The 24986-nt window shown below is 73.6% G+C and carries 10 protein-coding genes and 31 pseudogenes; 34 read left to right on the top strand and 7 right to left on the bottom strand.

Annotation, left to right across the window (positions count from 1 at the left end):
* From UK94_RS59955 to UK94_RS74520, 9 genes and pseudogenes are all read left to right on the top strand, one after another.
* Nucleotides 1-243, top strand: a pseudogene (locus UK94_RS59955) (protein-tyrosine-phosphatase); the annotation flags it as partial.
* Between the two features lie 8 nt (nucleotides 244-251).
* Nucleotides 252-954: pseudogene (locus tag UK94_RS20620) on the top strand (metallophosphoesterase); the annotation flags it as partial.
* 299 nt (nucleotides 955-1253) lie between these two features.
* The gene (locus UK94_RS20615; RefSeq protein ID WP_055751152.1) at nucleotides 1254-1628 is read left to right on the top strand and encodes a hypothetical protein; all 375 of its coding nucleotides are present in this window, start codon (nucleotides 1254-1256) and stop codon (nucleotides 1626-1628) included.
* A pseudogene (locus UK94_RS59950) lies at nucleotides 1559-2063 on the top strand (radical SAM protein); the annotation flags it as partial. The gene UK94_RS20615 and the pseudogene UK94_RS59950, both read left to right, overlap by 70 nt.
* Before the next feature lies 1 nt (nucleotide 2064).
* Nucleotides 2065-2652: pseudogene (locus UK94_RS59945) on the top strand (radical SAM protein); the annotation flags it as partial.
* Between the two features lies 1 nt (nucleotide 2653).
* Nucleotides 2654-2929, top strand: a pseudogene (locus UK94_RS59940) (heme biosynthesis protein); the annotation flags it as partial.
* Nucleotides 2930-3013: 84 nt separating this feature from the next.
* A pseudogene (locus UK94_RS59935) lies at nucleotides 3014-3121 on the top strand (SAM-dependent methyltransferase); the annotation flags it as partial.
* 1 nt (nucleotide 3122) lies between these two features.
* Nucleotides 3123-3822 (top strand): annotated as a pseudogene (locus tag UK94_RS20605) (SAM-dependent methyltransferase); the annotation flags it as partial.
* 1 nt (nucleotide 3823) lies between these two features.
* The coding region (locus UK94_RS74520) for a hypothetical protein (protein ID WP_268761534.1) at nucleotides 3824-3889 on the top strand (66 nt) is incomplete at its 5' end.
* On the opposite strand, the pseudogene UK94_RS59930 reads toward UK94_RS74520, so the two are convergent.
* A pseudogene (locus UK94_RS59930) lies at nucleotides 3886-4007 on the bottom strand (acyl-CoA thioesterase II); the annotation flags it as partial. The gene UK94_RS74520 and the pseudogene UK94_RS59930 sit on opposite strands and share 4 nt — an antisense overlap.
* A 5-nt stretch (nucleotides 4008-4012) precedes the next feature.
* Nucleotides 4013-4623, bottom strand: a 611-nt coding sequence (locus UK94_RS20600) for a thioesterase family protein (RefSeq protein ID WP_268761533.1), incomplete at its 3' end; no start/stop codon positions are given.
* Nucleotides 4624-5139: 516 nt separating this feature from the next.
* On the opposite strand from UK94_RS20600, the pseudogene UK94_RS74515 reads away from it, so the two are divergent.
* A pseudogene (locus tag UK94_RS74515) lies at nucleotides 5140-5365 on the top strand (GNAT family N-acetyltransferase); the annotation flags it as partial.
* A gap of 46 nt (nucleotides 5366-5411) precedes the next feature.
* A pseudogene (locus UK94_RS59920) lies at nucleotides 5412-5738 on the top strand (pyridoxal-phosphate dependent enzyme); the annotation flags it as partial.
* A gap of 125 nt (nucleotides 5739-5863) precedes the next feature.
* Here UK94_RS59920 and UK94_RS59915 read toward each other — a convergent pair.
* A complete protein-coding gene (locus UK94_RS59915) occupies nucleotides 5864-6034 on the bottom strand; it encodes a hypothetical protein (RefSeq protein WP_162246915.1) in 171 nt (56 codons plus the stop codon).
* Between the two features lie 56 nt (nucleotides 6035-6090).
* Here UK94_RS59915 and UK94_RS20595 point away from each other — a divergent pair, with 56 nt between their 5' ends.
* The 10 genes and pseudogenes from UK94_RS20595 (at nucleotide 6091) to UK94_RS20575 (ending at nucleotide 11540) form a co-directional block, all read left to right on the top strand.
* Nucleotides 6091-6894, top strand: coding sequence for an NADPH-dependent oxidoreductase (locus UK94_RS20595; protein WP_055751149.1), 804 nt, complete (start codon nucleotides 6091-6093; stop codon nucleotides 6892-6894).
* A gap of 198 nt (nucleotides 6895-7092) precedes the next feature.
* A pseudogene (locus UK94_RS59910) lies at nucleotides 7093-7531 on the top strand (LysR family transcriptional regulator); the annotation flags it as partial.
* Nucleotides 7532-7581: 50 nt separating this feature from the next.
* The coding region (locus UK94_RS59895; RefSeq protein WP_235488935.1) for a substrate-binding domain-containing protein at nucleotides 7582-7986 on the top strand (405 nt) is incomplete at its 5' end.
* Between the two features lie 58 nt (nucleotides 7987-8044).
* Nucleotides 8045-8741 (top strand): annotated as a pseudogene (locus UK94_RS59890) (APC family permease); the annotation flags it as partial.
* 1 nt (nucleotide 8742) lies between these two features.
* Nucleotides 8743-9114, top strand: a pseudogene (locus tag UK94_RS59885) (APC family permease); the annotation flags it as partial.
* A gap of 1 nt (nucleotide 9115) precedes the next feature.
* A pseudogene (locus UK94_RS59880) lies at nucleotides 9116-9216 on the top strand (hypothetical protein); the annotation flags it as partial.
* 1 nt (nucleotide 9217) lies between these two features.
* Nucleotides 9218-9769 (top strand): annotated as a pseudogene (locus tag UK94_RS59875) (DUF4175 domain-containing protein); the annotation flags it as partial.
* A gap of 1016 nt (nucleotides 9770-10785) precedes the next feature.
* A pseudogene (locus UK94_RS59870) lies at nucleotides 10786-11058 on the top strand (cytochrome P450); the annotation flags it as partial.
* An 18-nt stretch (nucleotides 11059-11076) separates the two neighbouring features.
* Nucleotides 11077-11167: pseudogene (locus tag UK94_RS59860) on the top strand (hypothetical protein); the annotation flags it as partial.
* 169 nt (nucleotides 11168-11336) lie between these two features.
* Nucleotides 11337-11540, top strand: coding sequence for a ferredoxin (locus UK94_RS20575; protein WP_041939263.1), 204 nt, complete (start codon nucleotides 11337-11339; stop codon nucleotides 11538-11540).
* 11 nt (nucleotides 11541-11551) lie between these two features.
* On the opposite strand, the pseudogene UK94_RS59855 reads toward UK94_RS20575, so the two are convergent.
* The 4 pseudogenes from UK94_RS59855 to UK94_RS74510 all read right to left on the bottom strand — a co-directional run.
* Nucleotides 11552-11759: pseudogene (locus UK94_RS59855) on the bottom strand (branched-chain amino acid ABC transporter substrate-binding protein); the annotation flags it as partial.
* Between the two features lies 1 nt (nucleotide 11760).
* Nucleotides 11761-12167: pseudogene (locus tag UK94_RS59850) on the bottom strand (ABC transporter substrate-binding protein); the annotation flags it as partial.
* Nucleotides 12168-12211: 44 nt separating this feature from the next.
* Nucleotides 12212-12543: pseudogene (locus tag UK94_RS59835) on the bottom strand (ABC transporter substrate-binding protein); the annotation flags it as partial.
* 9 nt (nucleotides 12544-12552) lie between these two features.
* Nucleotides 12553-12724: pseudogene (locus tag UK94_RS74510) on the bottom strand (branched-chain amino acid ABC transporter substrate-binding protein); the annotation flags it as partial.
* A 1188-nt stretch (nucleotides 12725-13912) separates the two neighbouring features.
* Between UK94_RS74510 and UK94_RS59825 the strand changes: the two are divergent.
* From UK94_RS59825 to UK94_RS59775, 13 genes and pseudogenes are all read left to right on the top strand, one after another.
* Nucleotides 13913-14195, top strand: a pseudogene (locus UK94_RS59825) (hypothetical protein); the annotation flags it as partial.
* Nucleotide 14196: 1 nt separating this feature from the next.
* A pseudogene (locus UK94_RS59820) lies at nucleotides 14197-14420 on the top strand (histidine kinase); the annotation flags it as partial.
* A 1-nt stretch (nucleotide 14421) separates the two neighbouring features.
* Nucleotides 14422-15044, top strand: a pseudogene (locus tag UK94_RS59815) (PAS domain-containing protein); the annotation flags it as partial.
* Nucleotides 15045-15049: 5 nt separating this feature from the next.
* Nucleotides 15050-15721: an ATP-binding protein gene (locus UK94_RS59810; protein ID WP_313949561.1), complete on the top strand. Its 672-nt coding sequence runs from the start codon at nucleotides 15050-15052 to the stop codon at nucleotides 15719-15721.
* Nucleotides 15722-15725: 4 nt separating this feature from the next.
* A complete protein-coding gene (locus tag UK94_RS20560) occupies nucleotides 15726-16424 on the top strand; it encodes a response regulator (RefSeq protein ID WP_011604137.1) in 699 nt (232 codons plus the stop codon).
* A 168-nt stretch (nucleotides 16425-16592) separates the two neighbouring features.
* A pseudogene (locus UK94_RS20555) lies at nucleotides 16593-17660 on the top strand (beta-ketoacyl synthase N-terminal-like domain-containing protein); the annotation flags it as partial.
* A gap of 1 nt (nucleotide 17661) precedes the next feature.
* Nucleotides 17662-17879, top strand: a pseudogene (locus tag UK94_RS59805) (ketoacyl synthase); the annotation flags it as partial.
* 61 nt (nucleotides 17880-17940) lie between these two features.
* Nucleotides 17941-18757: pseudogene (locus UK94_RS59800) on the top strand (polyketide synthase); the annotation flags it as partial.
* A gap of 1 nt (nucleotide 18758) precedes the next feature.
* Nucleotides 18759-19605 (top strand): annotated as a pseudogene (locus UK94_RS59795) (polyketide synthase); the annotation flags it as partial.
* A 1-nt stretch (nucleotide 19606) separates the two neighbouring features.
* A pseudogene (locus UK94_RS59790) lies at nucleotides 19607-21056 on the top strand (acyltransferase domain-containing protein); the annotation flags it as partial.
* Between the two features lies 1 nt (nucleotide 21057).
* Nucleotides 21058-23395: pseudogene (locus UK94_RS59785) on the top strand (polyketide synthase dehydratase domain-containing protein); the annotation flags it as partial.
* A gap of 1 nt (nucleotide 23396) precedes the next feature.
* Nucleotides 23397-24085, top strand: a pseudogene (locus UK94_RS59780) (SDR family NAD(P)-dependent oxidoreductase); the annotation flags it as partial.
* 1 nt (nucleotide 24086) lies between these two features.
* A partial coding sequence (locus UK94_RS59775; protein ID WP_235488931.1) for a beta-ketoacyl reductase occupies nucleotides 24087-24942 on the top strand: 856 nt, incomplete at its 5' end.
* Between the last annotated feature and the right edge of the window lie 44 nt (nucleotides 24943-24986).

The raw sequence follows: 24986 nt of genomic DNA, 5'->3' as shown, positions 1-24986 counted from the left end.
GCCGTCCTGCGGATGTCGGCCCGGACCTCGGCGGACGGCGCCGCGGTCGCACCGGCCATGCTGGCCAGCCCGCCGGAGCTCATCCTGCGCGCGCTGGACCGCATCCGCGCCGGCTTCGGGGACACCCGCTCGTACCTGCTCGCGCACGGCGCGACCGCGCACGCGCTGGACCGCCTGGTCGACGCGCTCCTGGCTCCCCCGCACCCGACAGCCGTCGTCACCTCCGACCATCACGATCTTTAGGGGCTCCCATGTCCAGCTCTCTCGACCCGAACGACTTCACCCCCAGCCACATCCTCATCCAGCTCAGCGACACCCACATCGTCCGCGAGGGCGAACTGCTCCACGGCAGGGTCGACTCCCACGCCGGGCTGCGCACCGCCCTCGAGCAGATCGAGGCGTCCACCCTGAAGGTCGGCGCGCTGCTGCTGACCGGCGACCTCGCCGACAGCGGGGACCTCGTCGCCTACCAGCGCCTGCGTGACCTGGTCGAACCGGTCGCCGAGCGGCTGGGCGCGCCGGTCCTCTACGCCGTCGGTAACCACGACGCGCGGGGCCCGTTCCGGGCGGGACTGCTCGGCGCGGAGCCGACGGAGGAGGCCTACGACTACGTCCACTGGGTCGACGACCTGCGGATCATCGTCCTGGACACCACCGAACCGGGCGAGCACGGCGGCTTCCTCGGCACCGCTCAGCTGCGCTGGCTCGCCGACGAGCTGGCCACCCCCGCACCCGGCGGAACGGTCCTCGCCCTGCACCACCCGCCCGTGCCGTCGCCGATCGCCATGGTGAACAAGTACCTGCTGGCGGAGCCCGCGAACCTGGCCGACGTGCTGGCCGGCACCGACGTCCGGATCGTCCTGACCGGCCACGCCCACCACTCCTCCGCCGGGGTGATCGGCGGGGTACCCGTCTGGGTGGCGGGCGCGACCGCCTACAGCGCCCGCACCCTCGNCCCGGCCGACCGGCTGACCGGCATGGTCGGCGGGGAGTACACCCGCGTCGACGTCTACCCCGACAGCGCGGTGGCCACCGCGATCCCGCTGACCCCCACCGAGGTCATCTATGACGTCACCCTCGACGAGATCGCGCAGCTCAGCGCCGCCCACTGAGCCCCGCGTGGTCCACGGGGTCCGGACGGCATCGCCCGTGCGGGCCCCACCCCCGCGCTGTCGAAGGTTCGCGGGGATGTCCACCCGTCCGTAGGCGCCGAACGCCCCATCGACGATGATGGACCGGAACGGGGGTGGGGGATGACGAGGGGCGAATCACCGGAGCAACGGCCGGATCCCCGGCTGCCGCGCGGTCCCGACTGGGACGCGCAGGTCGGCCCGCGGCGCGCCGACGACATCGCCGCCCGGCTCGCTGCCGAGGAGGCCGGAGAGGAGGCCGGAGAGGAGGCCGGAGAGGAGACCGGCGACGAGACGCTCATCGCGCCCGCCGGCTGGCTGCCCACCGGCCCACCGCCACCGCCCGCCGGGCCCTCCTCCGTGCCGCCCTGGCAGCAGGGCCCGCCGCCGGCGCCGACGCCGGTCTATGGCGGTCCACCGCTGCCGGCGTGGGACGACGGAGGTCGGCCCCCCGCTCGGCGTGGGCGGGGCTGGCTGCGCCGGCTGTTCCGGCGGTGAGCCCGTTCGGGGCCGCCGCGGGTCGGGCCGCCGCAGCCCCGGCCGCCCGGTCACCGTCCGGGAGCCACCCGGACGCGGTGCGGGGACGGCGGCGGACCTACGCCGTGTGGGAGCTGACCCTGGCGTGCAACCTGGCGTGCGGGCACTGCGGCTCGCGCGCCGGTGCCCGGCGCCCGGCGGAGCTGTCCACCGGGCAGGCCCTCGACGTGGTGGCCCAGCTCGACGCGGTCGGAGTGGACGAGGTCACGCTCATCGGCGGGGAGGCGTTCCTGCGCCGGGACTGGCTGACGATCGCCGCCGAGATCACCCGCCGGGGGATGGGCTGCACGGTCACGACCGGCGGCTACCGGTTGAGCGCGGCGATGGCGCGCGGTCTGCGGGCCGCGGGCGTCACCCAGTGCTCGGTGTCCGTGGACGGCATGACCGCAACCCATGNTCGACTCCGCGGACGGGCGGGTTCGTGGCAGTCGTGCTTCCTGACGATGGAGCGCCTGCGGTCGGCCGGGGTCGAGGCGACCTGCAACACGCAGCTCAACCGCCTGACCACGCCGGAGCTCCCGGAGCTGTACCGGCGGTTACGCTCCGCGGGTGCCGTCGCCTGGCAGTGGCAGCTCACCGTCCCGATGGGCAATGCGGCCGACCACGCCGACCTGCTGCTCCAGCCCGTCGAGCTGCTCGAGGTGTTCCCGGTGCTCGCCCGGATCGCCCGGCGTGCCCGCCAGGACGGTGTCCGGATCCACGCCGGGAACAACGTCGGCTACTACGGCCCCTACGAACGGCTGCTGCGCTCCCCCGAGGGCGCGGCCTTCTGGACCGGCTGCCAGGCCGGGCTGTCCACCCTCGGCATCGAGTCGGACGGCACGATCAAGGGCTGCCCGTCGCTGCCCACGCGGGACTACGCCGGGGGGAACATCCGCGACCGCAGCCTCACCGACCTGCTCCGCGACGCCCCCGAGCTCGGCATCAACCTGACGGCGGGCACACCGGCCGCGACCGGGAAGCTGTGGGGCTTCTGCCGCGGCTGNGCCTTCGCGGAGGTCTGCCGCGGCGGCTGCACCTGGACCGCCCACACCGTCTTCGGTCGCCCCGGCAACAACCCCTACTGTCACCACCGCGCGCTGACCCACCAGCGCGCCGGACGGCGAGAACGGCTGGTCCAGACCGCTGTGCCGCCCGGCGAACCGTTCGACCACGGGCTGTTCGCCCTCGTCGAGGAGGACCTGGACGCTCCCTGGCCCGCGACCGAACGGCCCCGCCTCACCGCGGCGGACATCCGCTGGCCCGCCGACTGGGTCGACTGACGCCCGGCCCAGCGATCCCGCCATAACGGTCCGTACTAGGGTGATGGCCGTGGATCGCCTGGTACGTAAGGGAGATGGTCGCGCGTGACCAGCGGAGAGCCGCTCGAGTCCGGGGTCGAGGGCTCGGGAGACGCGACATGGTGGACGACCCTGGCAGGCGAGCGCCGCCCGGTCGACCTGAAGATCGACCAGNCACACTCGGCGCGGATGTACGACTACTACCTCGGCGGCAAGGACAACTTCCCCGCCGACCGGGCGGCCGCCGAACAGGCCCTCGCCGCCTTCCCGAACGCCCGCGTCGCATCCCACGCCAACCGGGCCTTCATGGTCCGCACGACCCGGCACCTGGCCGGCGAGGCGGGGGTCCGCCAGTTCCTCGACATCGGCACCGGCATTCCCACCAGCCCGAACCTGCACGAGGTCGCGCAGGCCGTCGCGCCCGACGCCCGGGTCGTCTACGCCGACAACGATCCGATCGTGCTCACCCACGCCCGCGCGCTGCTCACCAGCACCCCGCAGGGCACGACCGCCTACCTCGACGTGGACCTGCGCGACCCCGCGAGCATCCTCGCCGCCCCGGAACTGCGGGCGGCCCTCGATCTCACCCGGCCGGTCGCGCTCTCCCTGATCGCGATCATGCACTTCATCCCGGACGCCGACGATCCGCGCGGCCTGCTGGGTCGGCTGCTGCGGGAACTGCCGTCCGGCAGCTACCTGACCCTCACCCACGCCACCGCCGACCACGACGAAGGGATGGAACGGCTCGCCGCCGCCTACCGGGCCGGTGGCATCCCCGCGCAGGCGCGGACCCGGGCCGAGGTCGCCCGCTTCTTCGACGGCCTCGAGCTGCTCGATCCCGGCCTGCAGATCGTGCACCGCTGGCGCCCGGACGGNGCGGCCCCGACCGATCTCACCGACGCCCAGGTCAGCTTCTACGGCGCCGTCGCCCGCAAGCCCTAGGCCGCCGCGTCGGGGGTCGGCCGGCGGGAGCGGATGAGCTGTTCCTGGGCGATCGCGAGGACCAGGTTCCCCGCGGCGTCCCGGACCGAGCCCGAGTACAGCCCGAGCCCGCTGGCGGNGCTNCTGGGCCACATCTCCAGGGTCATCCCGTCGTCGGCCCGCGCCGGGGCGTGGAACCAGATCGAGTGGCTGACGCTGGATTCCGTGCTGGCGATGCCGGGATCGGCGAGCTGGCCGAAGCCGGTGCCGATGTCGGACATGTAGGCGATGGCGCAGGTGTGGGTCAGCCAGTCGTCCGACAGCGGGCCGACGGGGAGGATCTCGGCGTGGTCCGGGAAGAAGAACCGGTCACCCTGCTGGCGGCGGGGGGTGAACTCGCACAGGTCGAGCAGGAGCATCCGGTGCTTGTCCGGCGGCTCGGTGTAGGTGCGGCCCAGCCGCGGCGCCGCGTCGAGGACGAAGTCACCCGTGCCCCGGGTGAACGACGTGACCATCGAGAAGATCACCTTGTCGTCCTGGAGGGCGACGACCCGGCGCGCCGAGAAGGAGCGGCCGTCGCGATCGCGGTCGACGTGCAGGGTCACCGGGGCGTCGAGCCGCCCGGCCCGCAGGAAGTAACCGTGCAGCGAGTGCGGCCGGCGGTCGGGTTCGATCGTCATCGCCGCCGCACGCAGGGCCAGGGCGAGGATCTGGCCGCCGTAGAGCGGGTAGCCGCCCGTGTCGACCAGGCTCACCGACTGGAAGTCATCCTCGCCGACCTGAACGATCTGCAGCGCCTGCTCGAGGGTCTGGGCGACGGAATGCTCGCTCACCTGCTCATCACTCGCACGGGACCGACGTTCCCACAGCCGCTGGCGAGACAGCAACAGTTGCCGAAGCCATAGGACGAAGCCGACACGGGAGCGACGCCGACACGGGAGCGACGCCGNGCCGACACGGGAGCGACGCCGACACGGGAGCGACGCCGGCACCGCCGCCGCGGGCCGGTGACCGCCCTGGGTGCCGCGGGCCGGTGACCGCCCTGGTCACGGTCGCCACCATTCCCCCTCTACCGACCGGGAAAGTGGAGAATACTGGACACACCGATCCCCCTCGCGCGGCCGGTGTGCGGCCCCTCGTCGATCTGGAGCAGGCGTGGCACCCGAATCGATGATCCATATTGAGAGCGTCGACTGGGACGACCCGGNGGCGATGATACTGCGCAACGCGATGGTCGCGGAGATGCGGGTGCGCTACGCCGACCGGCTGGNCACCCGGCCGCCGGCGTCCGGCCAGCCCGTCGGGGCGGAGACGGTCGCCTACACCGGTGTCGCCTACACCGTCGACCGGCTCCCGGTCGGGCATGCCGCGCTGCGCTGGCTGGGTGCCGACCTGGAACTCAAGCGCCTGTACGTCCAGCCCGCCCACCGCGGCCGGGGGGTGTCGGCCGCGGTGCTGACGGCGGTGGAACAGGCGGCGCGGCGCCTGGGCGCGAGGCGGATCGCTTCCGGAAGATCCTCGTCGGTGCGGACGCGCGCGTGTCATGACAGTCCACGAGTCGGTCCTCGACGCGATCGGCGAGACTCCGCTGTTCCGGCTCACGCGGCTCGGCCGCGGCATCGCGACCCCCCTCTACGCGAAGGCGGAGTTCCTCAACATCGGGGGCAGCGTGAAGGACCGGGCCGCGTTGTCGATGGTGCTCCAGGCCGAACGCGACGGGCTGCTCCGGCCGGGCGGGACGATCGTCGAGGCCACGTCCGGCAACATCGGGATCGGCCTCGCGATCATCGGCCGGCAGCGAGGTTACCGGGTGATCGTCGGGACGAGATTCCGGGCGCATGGCTGGCGAACCAGTACGACAACCCGGCGANCCCCGCGGCCCACCTGGCGCCGGCACGGACTGTCCGCCACCGAGATCCTGGGCCGGGTCGAACCCGCCGCGCTCGGGGCGGCGATCACCGCGGGCCGGATCCCTGCGGACAGCCCGGTGCTGGATCACCTCGTCGACCCGCTCCCGGCCGTCGGCGGCGGCCAGACGATCTCCGAGGCCGCTTCGCGCTCGGCCCGCGCCACCCCGCCGCCGTCGTCCTGCGGGACGGCCGCGCGATCTCCCTCGTCACCCGCGACGAGCTGGACGCGGCCCTCCGCCAGGGCAACCGCCACCACCCGGCCGGGTAGCCCTGGGTCGCCGGCCTTCCCCGGACCACCACGAGAGGACCCCCATGACGATCACCGCGCGGTACGCGGATCCGGCGGCGACGCTTCACGTCACCAGCGAGATCGTGACGCTGCAGCTCGCGCACCGGTCGGTGCGCAGGTTCACGCCCCGGCCGGTCACCGACGACGAGCTGGCAGCGCTGGTCGCGGCCGCCCAGTCCGCGTCGACGTCGTCGAACCTGCAGGCGTGGAGCGTGGTTGCCGTGCGGGATCCGCAGCGCAAGGCCCGGCTCGCGGCGCTGGCGGGCAACCAGCGGTTCATCGACCAGGCACCGCTGTTTCTGATCTGGGTCGCCGACCTGAGCCGGGTGCATCGGCTCGCCGACGCCGCGGGAACCGGCGGGGTGCCGGAGGGCACCGACTATCTGGAATCGACGATCCTCGGCTTCGTCGACGCCGCCCTCGCGGCCCAGAACGCCGTCGTCGCGGCCGAGTCGCTCGGCCTGGGCACGGTGTTCGTCGGGGCGGTCCGCAACCGTCCCGAGCAGATCGCGGCCGAGCTTGGCCTGCCACCGCACGCGGCGGCGGCGTTCGGGCTCGCGGTCGGCACCCCCGACCCGGCCGAGCACGCCGGCATCAAGCCGCGGCTGCCGCAGGGCGCCGTCCTGCACCACGAGCGGTATGACGCCGCCGCGGCCGACGCGCACATCCCGGCCTACGACGAGCGGCTGGGCGCGTACAACGCCCGGCACGGGCTACCCGGCACGTGGAGCGAGCGCGTGCTGGCCCGGCTGGCCGGCCCGCAGTCGCTGTCCGGCCGGCACCGGCTGCGGGAGGCGCTGGCGAACCTCGGCCTGCCGTCCCGCTGATCGTCCGCTCGACGACCCCAGCCCTACGCACATCGCAGCAGCCGGATCACGCGTGGCGCCCGGTAACTAGGCGGCCCGCTGCGGGTGTACGGCAGCCGCGACGAGCTGGAGGCGGCAGTCCGGTAGGAGACGCTCCGCGCGCCGCCATCGATGCAGAAGCTCCACAGATCGCTCTGGCAATGACTAGCATCGCCAGTTATGGAGTTGCGGCAGTTGGAGTACTTCGTCGCGGTCGCGGAGGAGGAGAACTTCACCCGGGCGGCCGAGCGGGTGCACATCAGCCAGTCCGGGGTCAGCGCCCAGATCCGCCAGCTGGAACGGGAGCTCGGCGCCGAGCTGTTCGACCGCTCGGCGCGCACCGTCACGCTCACCGTCGCGGGCAAGGCCGCGCTCGAACACGCCCGCGCCGCCCTCGCCGCCGCCGGGGCGGTGAGCCAGGCCGTCGGCGAGGTGACTGGTCTGATCCGCGGCCGGCTCGACCTCGGCATGATCATCGGCTGCACCATCACGCCACTGTTCGACGCCCTCGCCGCCTTCCACCGGGCGCATCCCGGGGTGACGGTCTCGCTGCTGGAGGACTCCTCCGACCGCCTCGCCGACCAGGTGCGCGCCGGCGCGCTCGACCTCGCCCTCATCGNCACCGCGGAGGCCACCGTCGAGGGACTGGAGTCNCTGACCATCGTCAGNGAGCGGATTGTCGCGGCCGTACCGCCCGACCATCCCCTGGCCCGGAGCCGCCGGGTCACGCTGCGCGACCTCGAGTCCTACCCGATCGTGTGCATGCCGCCGGGTACAGGCCTGCGTGCCGTGTTCGACGAGGCCTGCGCCGTGCAGCGCCGACGACCGCCGATCGCCCTGCAGGCCAGCGCCGCCGACGCCCTCGCCGACCTCGCCGCCCGCGGCCTCGGCGTCGCGATCCTCAGCGCCTCGATGGCCGCGGACTACGCCGACCGGCTCACCGCCCGCACCGTCGACGACGTCGAGGCGCCCGCCCGGCTCGCCCTGATCTGGCGCGGCGGGCACGGTCCGGCGGTCCGCGAGGCGCTCGCGCACCTGCGGCGCGCGTTCCGGGATCCGACGCCCGCCCTGTGATAGGTCTTGGCGCCGCCGGCGCAGTCGCCGCCGAGACCGGCCGGGACGGAGCCGCACGGTGCGCAGGCAGACGGTGCGCGGGCAGACGGTGCGCGGGCAGGCGGTGCGCGGGGAGACGGTACGCGGGCAGGCGGACGGCGGCGGCGCGGGGTTGCACCGCCAGCTCGGCCTGACCGGCCTGACCTTCATCTCGCTCGGTTCCGTCATCGGTTCCGGTTGGCTGCTCGGCGCGCTCACCGCCGCCGAGGCAGCCGGGCCCGCCTCGGTCGTCTCCTGGGCGATCGCCGGTGCGCTGGCCACCCTGCTCGCCCTCGTCTACGCCGAACTCGGCGCGGCCTACCCGGTCGCCGGCGGCACGGCCCGCTATCCCCGGCTGGTCCTCGGGCCGCTGGGTGGGTTCGTCGCCGGCTGGGTGGCCTGGATTCCCGCCGTCGCCCTGGCTCCGCTGGAGATCACCGCGGCGCTGTCGTACCTCGACCACGTGTCTGCGGGGCTGGTGGACGACGACGGCACCCTGACCCGCGCCGGTCTCGCCCTCGCCGCCGCCGCCCTGCTCGTGTTCACCGCCGTCAATCTGCTCGGCGTGCGCTGGCTGGCCCGGACCACCACCGTCACCGTCGGGTGGAAGGTGCTCGTTCCCGTCGTCACCGTCGTCGCGTTGACAGCCACCGCGTTCCATCCGGCGAATTTCCAGGCGGGGGGCGGATTCGCCCCGTTCGGCGCGAGGGGCGTCTTTGCCGCGCTGCCCGCGGGGGNGGTGTTCTCACTGCAGGGTTTCGAGCAGGCCGTGCAGATGGGCGCCGAGGCGAAACGGCCACACCGTGATCTTCCCCGGGCGATCATTGTGGCGACGCTGGCCGGCACGGCGCTGTATTTCCTGCTGCAGGTCGCCTTTCTCGGCACCGTCGATCCGGGCCGGCTCGCCGCGGGCTGGAGCCGGCCGCTGGGCGCGGGCGACTATGGTCCCTTCGCGACGCTTGCCACCAGTCTCGGCCTGGGCTGGCTGGCGATTCTGCTCTATATCGACGCGGTCGTCTCCCCCGGGGGAACCGCGCTGATCTATCTCGGTACCTCGGCGCGGCTGTCCTATTCCCTGGCCCGCACTCAGGGCCTGCCGGCGGCATTGGCNCGGCTCGACCGGCGCGGGGTGCCGATTGTGTCGGTACTGCTCGCCGCCGCGCTCGGCATGGTGGTGCTGCTGCCCTTTCCGAGCTGGCAGAAGCTGGTCCGNCTGATCAGCTCGGCGACGTTCGTCATGTACGGCTTCGCCCCCGTCTGCCTGGCCGTGCTGCGCCGCGCCGACCCCGAGCGGCCCCGCCCGTACCGCCTGCCCGCCGCGCGGATCCTCGCTCCCCTCGGCTTCGCCGCGGCCAACCTGGTCATCTACTGGGCCGGCTGGCGGACCAACCGGGCGCTGTTCGCCGCGATCGCCGTCGGGCTGGCGGTGTTCGGTGGTTACCGGGTGACCCGGCCCGCCGGGCGGCGGGCGGACCTGGAGTGGCGCGCCGCCTGGTGGATCGGCCCGTGGCTCGGTGGCCTGGCGGTTCTGTCCTGGCTGGGCCAGTTCTCCGGGCGCGGCGTCCTGCCGTTCTGGGTCGACCTCGCGCTGGTGGCGAGCTTCAGCCTCGCCGTCTTCGCGACGGCCGTGCGCGCCGCGGTGTCCACCGGGGTCGGGCGGCGGCAGGTCGAGATCGCGCGGATCCAGGCGCCGGACGCCGCCGGCGGCGCTACCGCGGGCGCCACCATCACGGCAGCCCTCGGAGACCGCCCGCCCGGCCGCTGAACGGCATCGCCGTGGGTACCACCGCCGCGAGTGCCACCGCCGTGGGTGCCACACCTGTGAGTGCCACCAGCGTAATTACCACCAAGGTGCCACCGGACGGGTTCACGGTTATCAGCCGCCCGCGCGGCGGTCATCGCAGTTCGGGGCCCCTTCTCGGCACCCGAAGCACCGGGGAAGATCGGTTTCTCCGACCCGCCCCGACGAAGTGATAGTGACCTTTCACTTCGGTGGTAACGTCGTCGGCGTCACGTTCAGCGCGATCGACGAAGGGCGGAGAGGTGATGACCGAAGTATCGGAAATACCACTGCACATGCGACGCGCGCAGTTCGATCCGATCTCCGAGCTCAGTACGGCCCGCGACACGGTGGGCGTCTGCCCGGTGGTGACGCCCTTCGGCGTGCCCGCGCATCTCGTGAGCCGTTACGACGACGTTTGGGAGGTCCTTTCCGATTCGGTGCGGTTCAGCACCGCGGATCGCCACGCACTCATGCCTCCCGATGCCGCCGGGCCGACCGAACAGGAGTACGCGCAGGCCCGGGTGGGAAATCTCCTCGCCTACGATCCGCCGGAGCACACCCGGCTGCGCCGGATGCTCACACCGGAATTCACCATGCGCCGGATGCGGGCACTCGAACCGCGCATCGTCGACATCGTCTCCGCGGCCCTCGACGACGTCGAACGGGCCGGGCNTCCGGCGGACCTGGTCTCGACGTTCGCCCTGCCGGTGCCGTCCCTGGTCATCTGCGAGNTGCTCGGCGTCCCGTACGCCGACCGGGCCGAGTTCCAGCGGCGCACCGTCGACCAGCTCGACGCCTCCCACCCGCCCGAGCACCGCCTCGCCCTGCAGCAGGCCAGCCGCGCGTACATGGCCACCCTCGTCGAGCGGGCGCGCCGCGATCCGGGCGAGGACATCCTCGGCATGCTCGTGCGCGAGCACGGTGACGACATCAGCGCCGAGGAGCTCGTCGGCATCGCCTCCCTGCTACTGCTCNCCGGCCACGAGACGACCGCGAACATGCTGGGGCTGGGCACCCTGGCGCTGCTGCGCCACCCCGACCAGCTCGCCCGGGTCCGCGACGACCCGGCCAGCGTAGAACCGGCCGTCGAGGAGCTGCTGCGCTGGCTGTCCATCGTCCACGCCGGCATTCCCCGCACGGCGACGACGGAGGTGACCATCGCCGGGAGCACCATCGCGGCCGGGGAGCACGTGGTGCTCGCGCTGCCCGGGGCGAACCGCGACCCGGCCCTCGTCGACGATCCGGACCGCCTCGACATCACCCGCGAGCCCNCCGGGCATGTGGCGTTNGGTCACGGTCTGCACCACTGCCTCGGCGCGCCGCTGGCCCGCCTGGAGCTGCGGATCGCCTATCCTGCCCTGCTGCGACGCTTTCCCGGCCNCGCGCTCGCCGTGCCGTACGAGCAGATCGCCTTCCGGCCCTACTCGGTGATCCACGGACTGCAGGCGCTGCCCGTCACGTGGTGACGGCCGTCGGCCGGAGCCGGCGCCGCAGCCGGCGCCGGCGCCGGCTTCGGGTGGATGAGGATCGTCGAGACAGGAGTGCAGCCGTGCGGATCGTGGCCGAGCGGGACCGGTGCATCGGCGCCGGCAACTGTGTGATGACGGCGCCGGAGGTCTTCGACCAGGGCGAGGACGGCCTCGTGACGCCGCTGGTCGACGAGGTCGACCCGCTCGATTCGGCCGGCGTCGCCGCCGCGCGCCGGGCGGTCGAGCGCTGCCCGGCGACGGCGCTGCACGCGGTGGAGGACTGAGCGCCGCCGCCCTACCCGTTGCCGCCGATGCGCTCCCCGCACAGCGGCAGCGGGTTGACAACCTCGAAGCGGTCGCCGGTCGGGGCGATGCGCACGAAGTCCGAGCAGCGGTCGAGCTGCCCGTGGTCGGCGGCCAAGTTGATCTTCTGCACCATCATGCCGTCGGCGTCGTAGTCGGCGATCGAGCGCATACCGGTCATGAACGACTCCCGGGTCGGGNAGCCATGCTGGGTCCGCAGGCCGCGCAGGAACAGGTCCGCGTTGATGTAGCCGGCGATGGCGCTCTGCTGGCCGGCGGGCTGGATCTCGGGCGAGTAGGCGGCCATCGCCTGCAGGAACCGGCGCTGCGCGGGCAGGTTCCGCTCCAGTGCGGCGAAGGTGAGCTGGGAGTAGCTGCCGGCGAGCTTCTTGCCGTAGGGCGCGAGCAGGCGCGGATCGTAGCTGACCGCCGAGACGGCGACCTTGATGGGATGCCCGGCGCTGATGGCCGCGTCGAGCACGCCGGTGTAGAGGTCCAGCGGCGAGGCGGCGATGACCGTGTCGGCGCCGGAATCGATGATCTTCCGGGCGACATCCGTGGCGTTGGTGGAGTCGATGTCGTCCTGGATCACCGGGATGCCCGCGTTCNCCAGGCTCTGCCGGACGCCCGCCGCNTACAGCTTGGACGCCTNGGTCAGGTAGGTGACGACCAGTGCCGCCTTGGTGCCGCCCTGCTGGCGCACGAAGTCGGCGAGCGTCGTCGTGCTCCGCCCGGAGTCGGTGACGAAGGTGTAGGTGAACATGTTGTCGTGGTCGCCCCACAGCGGCTGGTCGGCCACCCCGACGACGGGAACATGCTGGTCATCGAGGTACTGGGCCGAGCCGTGGGAGGCTGCGGTGTACTCCAGGACGGCGAATGCCCCCTCGCTCACCAGGGTCCGCGCGCCCTGCAGGTTGCCCCGGGGATCGGACTCGTCGTCCTCCCAGACGTAGTCGATCCTGCGGCCGTCGACGCCGCCGGCGGNGTTCTCCNCCGAGAGCCGGGCGTTCACGCCGGCCCGGTAGCCCGAGAACTGCGTTCCCATCACCCCGGTGTCGGGATAGAGCAGCCCCACCTTGATGGAGCTGTCAGTCACCCCCGGCGCACAGGTACCGCTCGCTTGCGAGGCATCCGAGGATCCGCCGGCGCCGCACGCCGCCAGCATCGTCGCCGCCGCGATCACGGCCACGGCCACCCTCGTCCGCAAGACCCGCATGAGCCACCTCTCGATTGTCGTTGAATACCGTCCGAGCCCCCGTGGCGACGACGTTCAGCTGCCCTGGAATCCAGAAACACGGCAGCACAGGGAAACGTCCGCCGCAAAGCCGACCGCACGCTACAGCGTCACGAGACCTGCGCGTCAACGGCGATTAGTAGCTGTCACTCTCACTCGAGAGTTTGCATACTGTCAATCTTCCGAAAAGATCTTTCGACTTCTTTCGACGGAAGCCTAGCAGAGAAGACACAGAGGCCAATCAGACCGGGGCGCACCCCGGATCCATCCGCGCTATCCCTATCAGGCCGAGNGCCGACTGAGCGACATCACCAACGTGTTGCCAGAGTCGGGGTCGCCGAGTGGACTCCACTCCCCACCCGGGTTGATGTGTAGTGCGGGAGGTGGGAAACCCGCCCCGGGTCACCCCGCCGGCGACCTGCCACACCGCCCCGCCCAGGCCGGGCGCAGGGCCGGGCGCGGGCCGGGCGCGGGGCCAAGCGATGACGCTCCGACACCAATCGGGTCGACAGGCGGCCCGACGCAGCAATCTGAGACCGATTTGGACCTGTATGTGGTGATGTGATCCGTGTCGCTCTGGCGTGATCGGGGAGCGGGCCCGGAACGCCGAGCGGGCCCGGAAGACGAGCGGACCCCGGAAGGCGAGCGGGCCCGGAAGACGAGCGGGCCCGGAAGACGAGGCGGCTGCTGACGGGCAGGCGACGGCAACCCGCGATCCCGGGTCACCACGCCGACGGCGCCCCCGGGCCGTCGCCCACACCCAGGGAGGCGCCGCTCGGCGGCGCGAGGGCGCACGCGGCCTGCCTCGACCTTTGACCTGCGCGGCCACCTCCGCGCCTTCACCCGAAGGTGACAGGGCCACCGGACGAGACTTGACGAAACCGTCAGCCGACACCAGCATCGCTTCTCGCCAGAAAGATCAGCCTAGCTAGGCACATGAATTGCCGAGAGTCTTGTGAGCAGCCATGAACGCAGTTCACAGAAAGATCTTCGCTCTTCTTCCGGCGCCGGGGGGGCGTCTTTCTCCCGCAGCCGGCAGACCGCGGCAGCGGTGTTCCGAGGGCAGGTTCGCGTGAGCGGAGCCGCTGGTCTGGGGGTGGCGGCCGAGGTTTGCGGCAGATGACGCACCCCGTGGAAAGCCCCCGCCCCGACGCCGTCCGGAGCCGCGACGGCTCACCGGCCAGAAATCCCCCGCCGACGAGCCGGTCCCTTTCGGCGGTGCTCGGACGGCGAAGCATCGCCGGACAGGTGTTGATCCTCCAGGTGGTCGTGGTGGTGGTCGTGGCGGCCGCGGCGGGCACGGCACTGGTCCTCATCGCCCGGCATGCGGCGAGCCGCAGCACGACCGACCGCGTCCTGGCCGTGGCCGAGACCTTCGCCGAGGCACCCGGGGTCGAGGCGGNACTGGCCGCACCCGATCCGAGCGCCGAGCTGCAACCGATCGCGGAGCGGGTCCGGCGGCGTAGCGGCGTCGACTTCCTGGTGGTCATGAATGTGCAGGGCCTGCGCTACACCCATCCCAATCCGGCACTCATCGGGAAGCACTTCATCGGCCACACCGAGCCGGCCCTGCGGGGGCACGCGTTGACCGAGACCTTCACCGGCACGCTCGGCCCCTCGGTGCGGGNCGTCGTACCGGTGCTCGGCGCGGACGGTTCCGTCCGCGGGCTGGTCGCCGCCGGGATCACCCTGCGGGCGATCGACGAGTCGGTGACCCGCCAGCTCGTCGTCGTCGGCAGCGCCAGCTTCGCCGTGGTCGTGCTGACCCTGAGTGGAGCGGTGCTGCTGAGCAGGCGGGTCCGTCGGCAGACCCACGGCCTCGGCTCGGCGGACCTCGCCCGCATGTACGAGCACCATGACACCGTGCTGCACGCGGTGCGGGAGGGCGTGCTCATCATCGACGGCTCCCGGCACCTGCTGCTGGCCAACGACGAGGCCCGGCGCCTGCTGGGACTGCCCGCCGGCGGCGAGGGGCGCTCGGTCGACGAGGTCGGCCTGGACCCGGCCGTCGCCGGGCTGTTCGGTTCCGGTCGCCTGGTCGACGACGCCGTGCTCCCCGTCGGCGACCGGCTGGTCGCCGTGAACCAGCGGCCGACCGAGCATCACGACCGAGCCACCGGCTGCGTCGTGACCTTGCGCGACACCACCGAGCTGCGGGCGCTGACCGGCGAACTCGATGCGGTCCGCGGGTTCGCCGCCGCCCTGCGCGCCCAGGCGCATGAGGCCGCGAACCGGATGCACACCGTCGTCANCCTCGTGCAGCTTCAGCGCTACGCCCAGGCCGTCAGCTTCGCCACCGACGGGCTCGCGGGCGCACAGCGACTCACCGACCAGCTCCTGTCCGCCGTCGACGAGCCGGTTCTCGCCGCGCTGCTGCTCGGCAAGGTGGCGCAGGCCCACGAGCGGGGCGTGGAGCTCGTCGTCACCGAGGACACCCGGTTCGAGTCCTTCGGTATCGACGCCGCCGACCTCGTCACCCTCGTCGGCAATCTGATCGACAACGCCGTGGACGCGGCGCTGGCCGCAGACCCCGCCGGGCAGGCCGCCCGGCGGCCACGGCGGGTCACCGTCGCCGTGCAGGCCGACCGGGAGGCGTGCGTGGTGCGGGTCGCCGACACCGGTCCGGGGCTGGCGCCCGACCGGATAGACGACGCGTTCCGGCTCGGCTGGACGACCAAGGCCGACCCGGCGGGACCGGTGCCGGGCCGCGGGATCGGGCTCGCACTCGTGCGACAGGTGGTCCGCCGCTACGCCGGCAGCGTGACCGTGAAGCGGGACCGCGAGACCGCGGAGCGCGATGGCAAGACCGTGGAGCACGACGGCGAGACCGTGGAGCGCGACGGCAGGACCGTGGAGCGCGACGGGGAGACAGTGTTCACCGTGCGCCTGCCGGCGCGACCCGCCACCCGCCCGGGGCGGGGAGCGTGACGGCGTGGTGGACGAGCCGATCCGCACCCTGATCGTCGAGGACGACCCGCTGCTGGCCGACGCCCACCGGCTCTACGTCGAGCGGGTGCCGGGGTTCACCGTGTGCGGCGTCGCCCGCAGCGGGACGGAGGCGTTGCGGGTGGCCCTCGCCGACCGGCCCGATCTGCTGCTCCTCGACTTCTACCTGCCCGGGATGAGCGGCCTGGAGGTCTGCCGTGCCCTGCGTGCGCACGGCGCCACCGCCGACATCATCGCCGTCACCTCGGCCCGGGACCTGGCGACGGTACGCGCGGCGGTGTCCTACGGGGTCGTGCAGTACCTGGTCAAGCCGTTCAGCTTCGCCGCCTTCCGGCAACGCCTGGAGCGGTACGCGGCGTTTCACCGGCAGACCACGGCCGACCCCGCCGGACCGGTCGGCCAGCACGAGGTGGACTCCGCCCTCGCCGTGCTGCGGCCCGACACCGCCCGGTCCGCCCACCAGCCCAAGGGCCTGTCCACCGCGACCCTCGACGCGGTCGTCGCCTGCCTGCGGGCCGCGCAGAACCCCGTCTCCGCGGACGACGTCGCCGAGGAACTCGGCATGGCCAGGGTGACCGCCCGCCGCTACCTGGAGCGCCTGACCGGACAGCGGCTGGCCACCAGGACGCAGCGCTACGGCCGGTCGGGACGCCCGGGACACCTGTACCGCTGGAGCGGAGCCTGAGCTGGGGGATAACCCGGAGTCCGAACCGGCCACCGAGGACCAATACGACCGAAATAACGACATGTCACCTTCAGCGGGCAATCGTGGCCAGGACGGTGTCGAGACCACGGATTGGTGACCATGATGATCNGATCAGCTGCGCACACCTCGGGACCTGACGCGCGGGACGTGCTGGTGACCGGAATGGGATTCTGCCTGCCCGGTGGCGACGACCCCGTTTTCACCGCAGAACAGGTATGGGACATCGCCGCACACGGACGGTCCTGTCTGGTCAGCGACGGCATTTACCACGGCCGGGTGAAGCTGACGGCGGACGCGTTCGAAACGCGACTGCCCGAGTTTCCCGCCCTGTACTCGCGCCAGTTCACCTCGTCCCACCGTTTCGGGCTGGTGTCGTTCGTCGAGGCCTGTGCGGACGGAAAGCTGGACTTCCGGGCGGGGGATCTCACCGACGCCGCGATCCTGACCGGACGCGGCGGCCTCGACGACAACGTCGACCCCTATCTAGCCCTGCGCGAGGCGAATCCGGAGGAGCTCCCCGCCGACGAGGCGACGGCGCTGTTCATCCGGGCGCAGCTCGGCATCACCTCCTACGACGTCGCGCTGCTGCAGGCGTCCCTCGCCCGGTCCACCGGACCGAGCTTCACCGTGTCGTGCGGCTGCTCGTCGTCGACCGTCCAGCTCGGCAACGCCCTGCGCATGATCGCCGCCGGTGAGGTGGAGGTCGCGATCGTCACCGGCGTCGACGCGTTCAACATGGACATCATGCGCAACGCGCAGCGGCTGCTGTTCGCCGCGCAGCGCGGCGCCGCGCCGGAGGCGACCACGATGCCGCAGACCCTGCCGTCGATGGACCGCCCGATGCGCCCGTACGACACCCGCGCGGACTGCGTGAACTTCGGCGAGGGCTCGGTGACGGTGGTGCTGGAGAGCCGCCGGCACGCCGAGGCCCGCGGTGCGCACATCTACGGGCAGATCCTGGCCCAGGCCACCACCCGCGACGGCCTGGCGAGCCCGCTGTCGCTGGACGACTCCGGCGCCGCCCTGGTCTCCGCGGTGCGACGCTGCCTGGGCGACCGGGTCGGCGTCGACCGGATCCCCTACATCAACGGGGGCAGCGACGGCGACCTGAACGTGACGACCACGGAGGCGAACGCGGTCCGTGAACTGTACGGGCCCGCCGTGCCGGCGGTACTGCTCAGCTCGCAGGAGGCCTGCTTCGGGCACAGCGGCGCCNAGTCCGGTGCCCTCGGCGCGGCCCTGACCCTGCTGATGATGGAGAAGGGCGCGGTGTGCCCCACCGCGAACTGCGAGCAGCCGGCCGACTTCCTCACCTTCGATCCCATCGTCGGGACGACTCCCCGCCCGCTCGACTTCGACCACGCGCTCAGCTTCACCTACCAGATCGGCGGGACGAAGAGCGTGCTCCTGCTCGCCGCGGCCGACGCCCACTGAGCGGACACCGCTGCGGCCTCCCGGCGGTCTCACTGCGGCATCACCGCGGCATGACCGCGGCATGACCGCGGCGTCCACCGCCTCAGGACGACCAGCCCAGACGAGCCCCAGCCCCTACGACGCCCTGCCCCGCCCCGCTGCGACGGGCTCGCGCAGGCACCCAGCGGAGGAACCGATGAGCGCACACGACCAGGCCGATCACGGCGGCAGAACCGTCGCCCCCGCCCGGGGCACCGGCGCGGCTCCCGGCGTGGATCCCGGCGTGGATCCCGACGCGGATCCCGACGCGGACCGGGAGGACATCGCCATCGTGGGCATGGGGTGCCGGCTGCCGGGTGGCGCGGACTCCCCCGCGGCCCTGTGGGACCTGTTGGCCGAGGGCCGCGACGCCGTCGCCGCACCGCCCGCCGGCCGGTGGGACGAGGGGGCGTGGCTCGACCCCGTCCTGGCGGCCGCGGGCAGGAGCGTGCCGAACTGGGGCGGCTACCTCGACGACGTGGCCGGCTTCGACGCGGACTTCTTCGGGGTGTCGTCCCGGGAGGCGGACGTGCTCGATCCCCAGCACCGCCTGCTGCTGGAGGTCGCCTGGGAGGCGTTGGACCACGCCGGGATGCCCCCGGAGCGGCTGGCCGACACGAGCACGGGCGTCTTCACCGGGCTGAGCTACACCGACTACATGGAGCGGCTCGCCGGACGCCCCGAGGAGCTGGAGGGCTCCGTGCTCACCAACGGGGTGTGCGTCGCCGGCGGGCGGATCTCCTACCTGCTGGGGCTGCACGGCCCCTGCCTCACGGTCGACACCGCCTGCTCGTCGTCCCTGGTCGCCGTGCACCTGGCCAGCCAGAGCCTGCGGGCGGGTGAGTGCAGCGTGGCGCTGGNCGGCGGCGTCACGCTGATGCTGTGGCCGCGGGTGACGAAGTCCTTCGTCCGCATGGGCATGCTCTCCCCCACCGGCCGCTGCCACGCGTTCGACGCGGCCGCCGACGGCTTCGTCCGCGGGGAGGGCGCCGGCGTCGTCGTGCTCAGGCGGCTCGCGGACGCCCGGCGCGACGGCGACCGGATCCTCGCGGTGATCCGCGGCTCGGCGGTCAACCAGGACGGCCGGACCGACGGGTTGACCGTGCCGTCGCAGATCGCCCAGCACGACGTCGCCCTCGCCGCCCTGCGCGGTGCCGGGGTCGACCCGGCGCAGGTCGGGCTGGTCGAGGCGCACGGCACCGGGACCCCGGTGGGGGATCCGATCGAGTTCGCCGCGCTCGACCGCGTGTACGGCTCCGGCGCGGACCCCTGCGCCCTGGGCTCGGTGAAGACGAACGTGGGCCACCTCGAACCGGCCGCCGGCGTGACCGGGCTGATGAAGGCGGTGCTGTGCCTGCAGCACGGTCAGATTCCGCCGAACCTGCACTTCCAGGAGTGGAATCCGGCGATCGCCGCGGCCGACTCGCGGTTCTTCGTGCCCACCGACCTCGTGCCCTGGCCCGGCCGGGCGGCCACCCGGCTCGCGGCCGTGTCGTCCTTCGGGTTCTCCGGCACCAACGCCCACGTCGTGCTCGCGCAGGCCCCCGACGATCCGGCGAGGACCGCTGTTCCGCGGGCAACCGATGATCCGGCGACGACCGATGTCCGGGCGACGACCGATGTTCGGGCGACGACCGGCGTGCCCGAGGACCGGGGACCCGACGTGGTCGTGGTCCCGGCCGGATCGGCCGCGGTGCTACCCGCCGCCNCCACCCGCCTCGCCGACTGGCTGGAGGGAGCCGGGCGCAACGCGGCCCTGCCCGACGTCGCCTACACCCTCGCCCGCCGCCGCACCGCCGGCCGCGGCCGCCTCGGCATCGTCACGGCCTCCCGCGACGCGCTGGTCCGCGACCTGCGCGCCGTCGCGGCCGGCCGTTTCACCCCGAACGCCGTCACCGGCACCACGCCGGCGGGGGTCCGCCGGGACACCGTCTGGGTGTTCTCCGGACAGGGCTCGCAGTGGGCCGGGATGGGCCGTGACCTGCTCGACACGGAGCCCGCGTTCGCCGCCGCGATCGCCGAGGTGGAGCCGTTGATCGCCGCCGAGGCCGGGTTCTCGGTCCTCGACGCGCTGCGCTCAGGCGAAGCGGTGACGGGCTGCGCCCGGGTGCAGCCGGCGCTGTTCGCGCTACAGCTCGGCCTGGCGGCGCTGTGGCGATCCCACGGCGTCACCCCGGCCGGCGTGATCGGCCACTCGATGGGCGAGGTCGCCGCCGCCGTCGTCGCGGGCGCTCTCACCCCCGCCGACGGCGCCCGGGTCATCTGCCGACGCTCCCGCCTGCTCACCCGCATCGCCGGTGCCGGCGCGATGGCCACCGTCGCCCTCGACCCCGACAAGGTCGACGCCGAACTGGCGGCGACGGGCGGCGGCGAGGTGTCGATCGCCGTGCTGGCCGCGCCGGGTTCCACCGTCGTCGCCGGGGCCGTCGAGCGGATCGACGAGCTCGTCGCCCGCTGGGCGGAACGCGGGATCCCCACCCATCGCATCGCCGTCGACGTGGCCTCCCACTGCCCGCAGGTCGACGCTCTGCTTCCCGACCTCACCCGCGAGCTCGCGCCGCTCGAACCGGTGTCGCCCCGGATCCGCTTCTACTCCACCGTCGCCGAGCAGCCCGGGGCCGTTCCCGCGTTCGACGCCGACTACTGGGCGGCGAACCTGCGCCGGCCCGTCCGGTTCGCCGCCGCGGTGCGGGCGGCCGCCGCCGACGGCCATCGGGTCTTCATCGAGGTCTCCCCGCAGCCGGTGGTGACGCGCTCGATCACCGACACGCTCGCCGACAGCCGCCGCGAACCCGTCGTCCTGCCCACCCTGCGCCGTGACGAGGACGGCCAGCAGGTTTTCCGCACGCAGCTCGCCGCCGCCCACTGCGTCGGCGTCCCGGTCGACTGGAGCGCCCTCTACCCGACGGGCGCCCTCGTCGACCTCCCCCCGCTCACCCTCGATCGCCGACGCCACTGGGTGGCCGAGTCCGCCGCGGACACCGCCACGGCCGACGCCACGGCCGACGGGCAGCCGCGGCCGGGGAGCCTGCCACTGCCGGGAACGCACACCGAGATTCCAGGCGGGCAGGTGCGCCACCTCTGGCACGCCGACGTCGGGACCTCGGCCGTCCCCTGGCTCGCCGACCACCGCGTCAACGGCCGGGCGGTCCTGCCAGGNGCCGCCTACAGCGCGCTGGCGCTCACCGCCGCCGGCCACACGTTCGCCGCCGGGCCGCAACACCTGCGCGTCACCGACATCGCCTTCGAGGATCTCCTCGTCCTCGACGCCCACACCGCTCTCACGGTCACCGTCACGCCGCAGGGCTCGGACCAGGCCCGCTGTGAGATCTTCAGCCGTGGTGACGGGACGAGCGGGCAGGACGACTGGGTCCGGCACAGCGTCGCGACCCTGCACCGGACCCCCGAGCCGGCCCGCGCGTCCGACGCCCCCGGCCGCGACGACACCACCACCGGCCCGCGGGCGCCTGCCACCGGCCCGTGGGCGCCTGCCGGCGGCTCCCTCGCCGCTCGCGCCGCGGCGCATTCCCGCCCGGTCGACGTCCGCCGGCTCCACGACGACCTGCTGGCTCGGGGGATCGACCACGGCCCGGCCTTCGCCGCCCTGACCGGTCTGCACCTGTCCGCCGACGGTCGCAGCGTCTGGTCGGCCCTGGCACTGCCCCCCGTCGCGACCGCCACCCCGCACGCCCTCTGCGTGCACCCCGTGCTCCTCGACGCCTGTGCGCAGGCGCTGCTGGCCTGCCTGCCCGCCGTCCTCGACGGCGGCGTCGAGGGCCTGATCCTGCCCGCCGGGATCGCCGAGATCCGCCTCCTGGGGGATCCGGCGACGGCACGCTACTGTCACGGGCGGCTGGAACGCGCCGATGTCGGCGTGTTGCAGGGCGAGGCGGATCTGCTGGCGTCCGACGGGACGCCGGTGGCGCGCATCGAGGGTCTGCGGTACCTGTACCGGGACGTCCGGCCCGGGGCCGCAACGCAGCCCGGCCCGGCCGGCCCGAACCGTGTCGCGGACGACTGGCTGTACCGGCTGGAATGGCAGCCCGCGCCGCGCCCGGTGCCGGCGGACGGCGAACGCGCCGCACCCGCCCGGTGGCTGGTCCTGGGCGACGCCGACGGCGCCCAGGCGTGGGCCGAAGCGCTGCGGGCCGCCGGGGCGCAGGCCCGGGCCGACCTCCTGCCCGGGCCGCAGGGCTCCGACGCAGCCTGGAGCAGGGCGTTCGCCGACGCGTGCGAGGGCGCCGACCGCCCCGACCGCATCCTCGTCGCCTTCGACGCCCCGCCCTTCAACGGCACGCCTGTCGACGGCCCGCCTGTCGACGGCACGCCTCTGGACGGCACGGCTCTGGACGGCACGGCTTCCGACGGCACGGCCGAACAGGCCGGGGCGGCCGCGCCCCCGATCGCCGCCCGCCGCCGGACCCGGCAGCTCCTGGGCGTGGTCCAGGCCCTGGCCGGGCTGTCCGGGCCGCCGCCGCGGCTGGTCACGCTCACCCGTGGGGCGCAGACGCTCGCCGCGGGCAGCGCACCCGGGCTGGCCGCCGGGGGCGTGCGTGGCCTGCTGCGGGTGCTGGCGCTGGAACATCCCGAGCTGCGGACCGTGCACATCGACGCCGACCCCGGGTCGACGGATGACGCGGGGTCGACGGATGACGCGGGGTCGATGGATGACGCGGCCGGGATCGTCGACGAGCTGCTGGCAGCCGGATCGGACGAGGAGGTCGCCCTGCGGGCCGGGGTGCGCTTCGTGGCCCGCATCGTGCCGGCGCCGCCGACTCCCGCCGAACGCCGAGCGGCGGGCCGCGTGGAGCTGGAGTTCGGCCGGGACGGACTCGCGCTGCTGGCGCCGAGCAGCGGCAGCCTCGACGAGCTGGAGCCGGTCGCCGCGCCGCGGCGGACTCCCGGGCCGGGGCAGGTCGAGGTGCAGGTGCGGGCCGCGGGCATGAACTTCCGGGATGTCCTGATCGCCCTGGGCGCGCTGCCGCATGGCCCGATCGGTTTCGAGTGCGCCGGCGTCGTCACCGCGGTCGGCCCGGGTGTGACGTCGCCGTCGCCCGGGCAGGAGGTGCTCGCCCTCGATCTCACCGGCGGCGGGGCGTTCGGCACGTTCCTGACGACGGGGGCCGAGTTCACCATGCCGGTTCCCGCCGGCGTCGACCCGGTGCGCGCGGCCGGGATGCCCATCGCCTTCCTCACCGCCTGGTACGCGCTGCACGACCTGGCGGGGCTGCGCGCCGGGGAACGGGTTCTGGTCCACGCCGGCACCGGCGGCACGGGTCTCGCCGCGATCGCCGTCGCCCGGATGCTCGGCGCCGAGGTGCTGGCCACGGCCGGCAGCCCGGAGAAGCGGGCCTACCTGCGCGGCATGGGCATCGACCACGTCATGGACTCCCGCGGCCTCGACTTCGCCGAGCAGACCCGGGCCGCCACCGGCGGGCGGGGCGTCGACGTGGTGCTCAACTCGCTGTCGGGCGAGGCCATCCGCGCCGGCCTGGACTNCCTGGCGCCCTTCGGCCGCTTCGTCGAGCTCGGGCTGCGCGACATCCTCGCCGACAACCCGCTGGGACTGCTGCCGTTCCGCAACAGCATCACCCTGGCCAGCGTCAACATCATCGATCTGTGCCGGAACCGGCCCGACCGCGTCGCCGAGATCCTGCGCGAGGTGTCGGCGGCCTTCGACGCCGGACGGCTCACCTCGCCGCCCGTGACGACGTACCCGCTGGCGCAGGCCGCCGAGGCGTTCCGGTTCATGGCCGGGGCGCGCCACATCGGCAAGGTCGTCCTCACCGTGCCCGCCGAGGGCCGGACGACCGCGGCACTGCCCGGCGGCGTCCGCCCGCCGGTGCGGGCGGACGGGTCCTACATCATCACCGGCGGCCTGCGCGGGGTCGGCCTGGAGACCGCGGCCTGGCTGGCCTCCCGCGGTGCCGGCCGGCTGGTGCTCAACGGCCGCTCGGCGCCCACCTCGCAGGTCGAGCAGCGCCTTGCCCGCCTCGCCGCTGCGGGCACCGATGTCCAGGTGGTGCTCGGCGACGCGGCCGAGACGCAGACCGCCGACCGCCTCGTGGCCGCCGCCGTCGCCGACGGCCTGGCGCTGCGCGGGGTCGTCCACTCCGCGATGGTCCTCGCCGACGCCGCGATCACCGGCATCACGGGTGAGCAGGTCGACCGGGTCTGGCGACCGAAGGNGGAGGCCGCCTGGCGGCTGCACGAGGCCACCGCCGACCGGCAGCTCGACTGGTTCGTGCTCTACTCGTCGATGTCCTCCCTGCTGGGCAACCCGGGTCAGGGTGCCTACGCCGCGGCGAACTCCTGGCTCGACTCCTTCGCCGACTGGCGGTCCGAACAGGGACTGGCGACGACGGCGATCAACTGGGGCCCGTGGGGCGAGGTGGGTGCCGCCACCGACTTCGCCGGCCGGGGCTACGACACGATCTCGACGGCGCAGGGCCTGCACGCGCTGGAGACGATCCTCCTGCACCGCCGCCGCCACGCGGCCGTCCTGCCCGGCGCGCCCGCCACCTGGATCCCCGCCGCCGCCCGGGACGGTTCGCTGTTCCAGGGGCTCGTCCGCGCCGAGGCCGACACCGACGCCCCGCAGTCCCACGGCCGGGAGGCCGACGCCCGGCAGGCGGACGGCGACGCCCGGCAGCCGGACGGTCAGGCACAGCACGGCGGACGTCCGGGCGGAAACGGCGACGCCCACGCGGACGACACCCCCGACGTCATCGCCGCGATCCGCGAGGCCGCGCCCGGGCTCGCCCGGCGGGAGACGTTCGAGTCCTATCTCGCCGACCATCTGCGGGCGGTCCTGCGCCTGGGTTCGAGTTCCATCGACCCGGACACGCCGCTGCGTTCCCTCGGGTTCGACTCGCTGCTCGCGCTCGAACTGCGCTCCCGCCTCGAACCCGCCCTCGGCATCACCCTGCCCGGCAACTTCGTCTGGAAGTACGCCACCCTCGCGGCGCTGGCCGACGGCCTGGCGCAACGCGCAGACCTGCCGCTCGACGCGACGGAGGGAGACCGCGTCCAGGTCGGTCGCTGAGAGCCTCGCCGTCCGGGATCCGACGGCGAACCCCGGGGCCGGCA

The sequence above is a fragment of the Frankia sp. AvcI1 genome (assembly GCF_001420875.1).
Classification (GTDB): domain Bacteria; phylum Actinomycetota; class Actinomycetes; order Frankiales; family Frankiaceae; genus Frankia; species Frankia alni.
This window is presented reverse-complemented; position numbering and strand designations above follow the sequence as displayed.

Bases quoted from the DNA above. Each gene is read 5' to 3' on its own strand.
- UK94_RS20615 (WP_055751152.1), top strand. From the start codon at position 1,254: ATGACGAGGGGCGAATCACCGGAGCAACGGCCGGATCCCCGGCTGCCG.
- UK94_RS20595 (WP_055751149.1), top strand. From the start codon at position 6,091: ATGACGATCACCGCGCGGTACGCGGATCCGGCGGCGACGCTTCACGTC.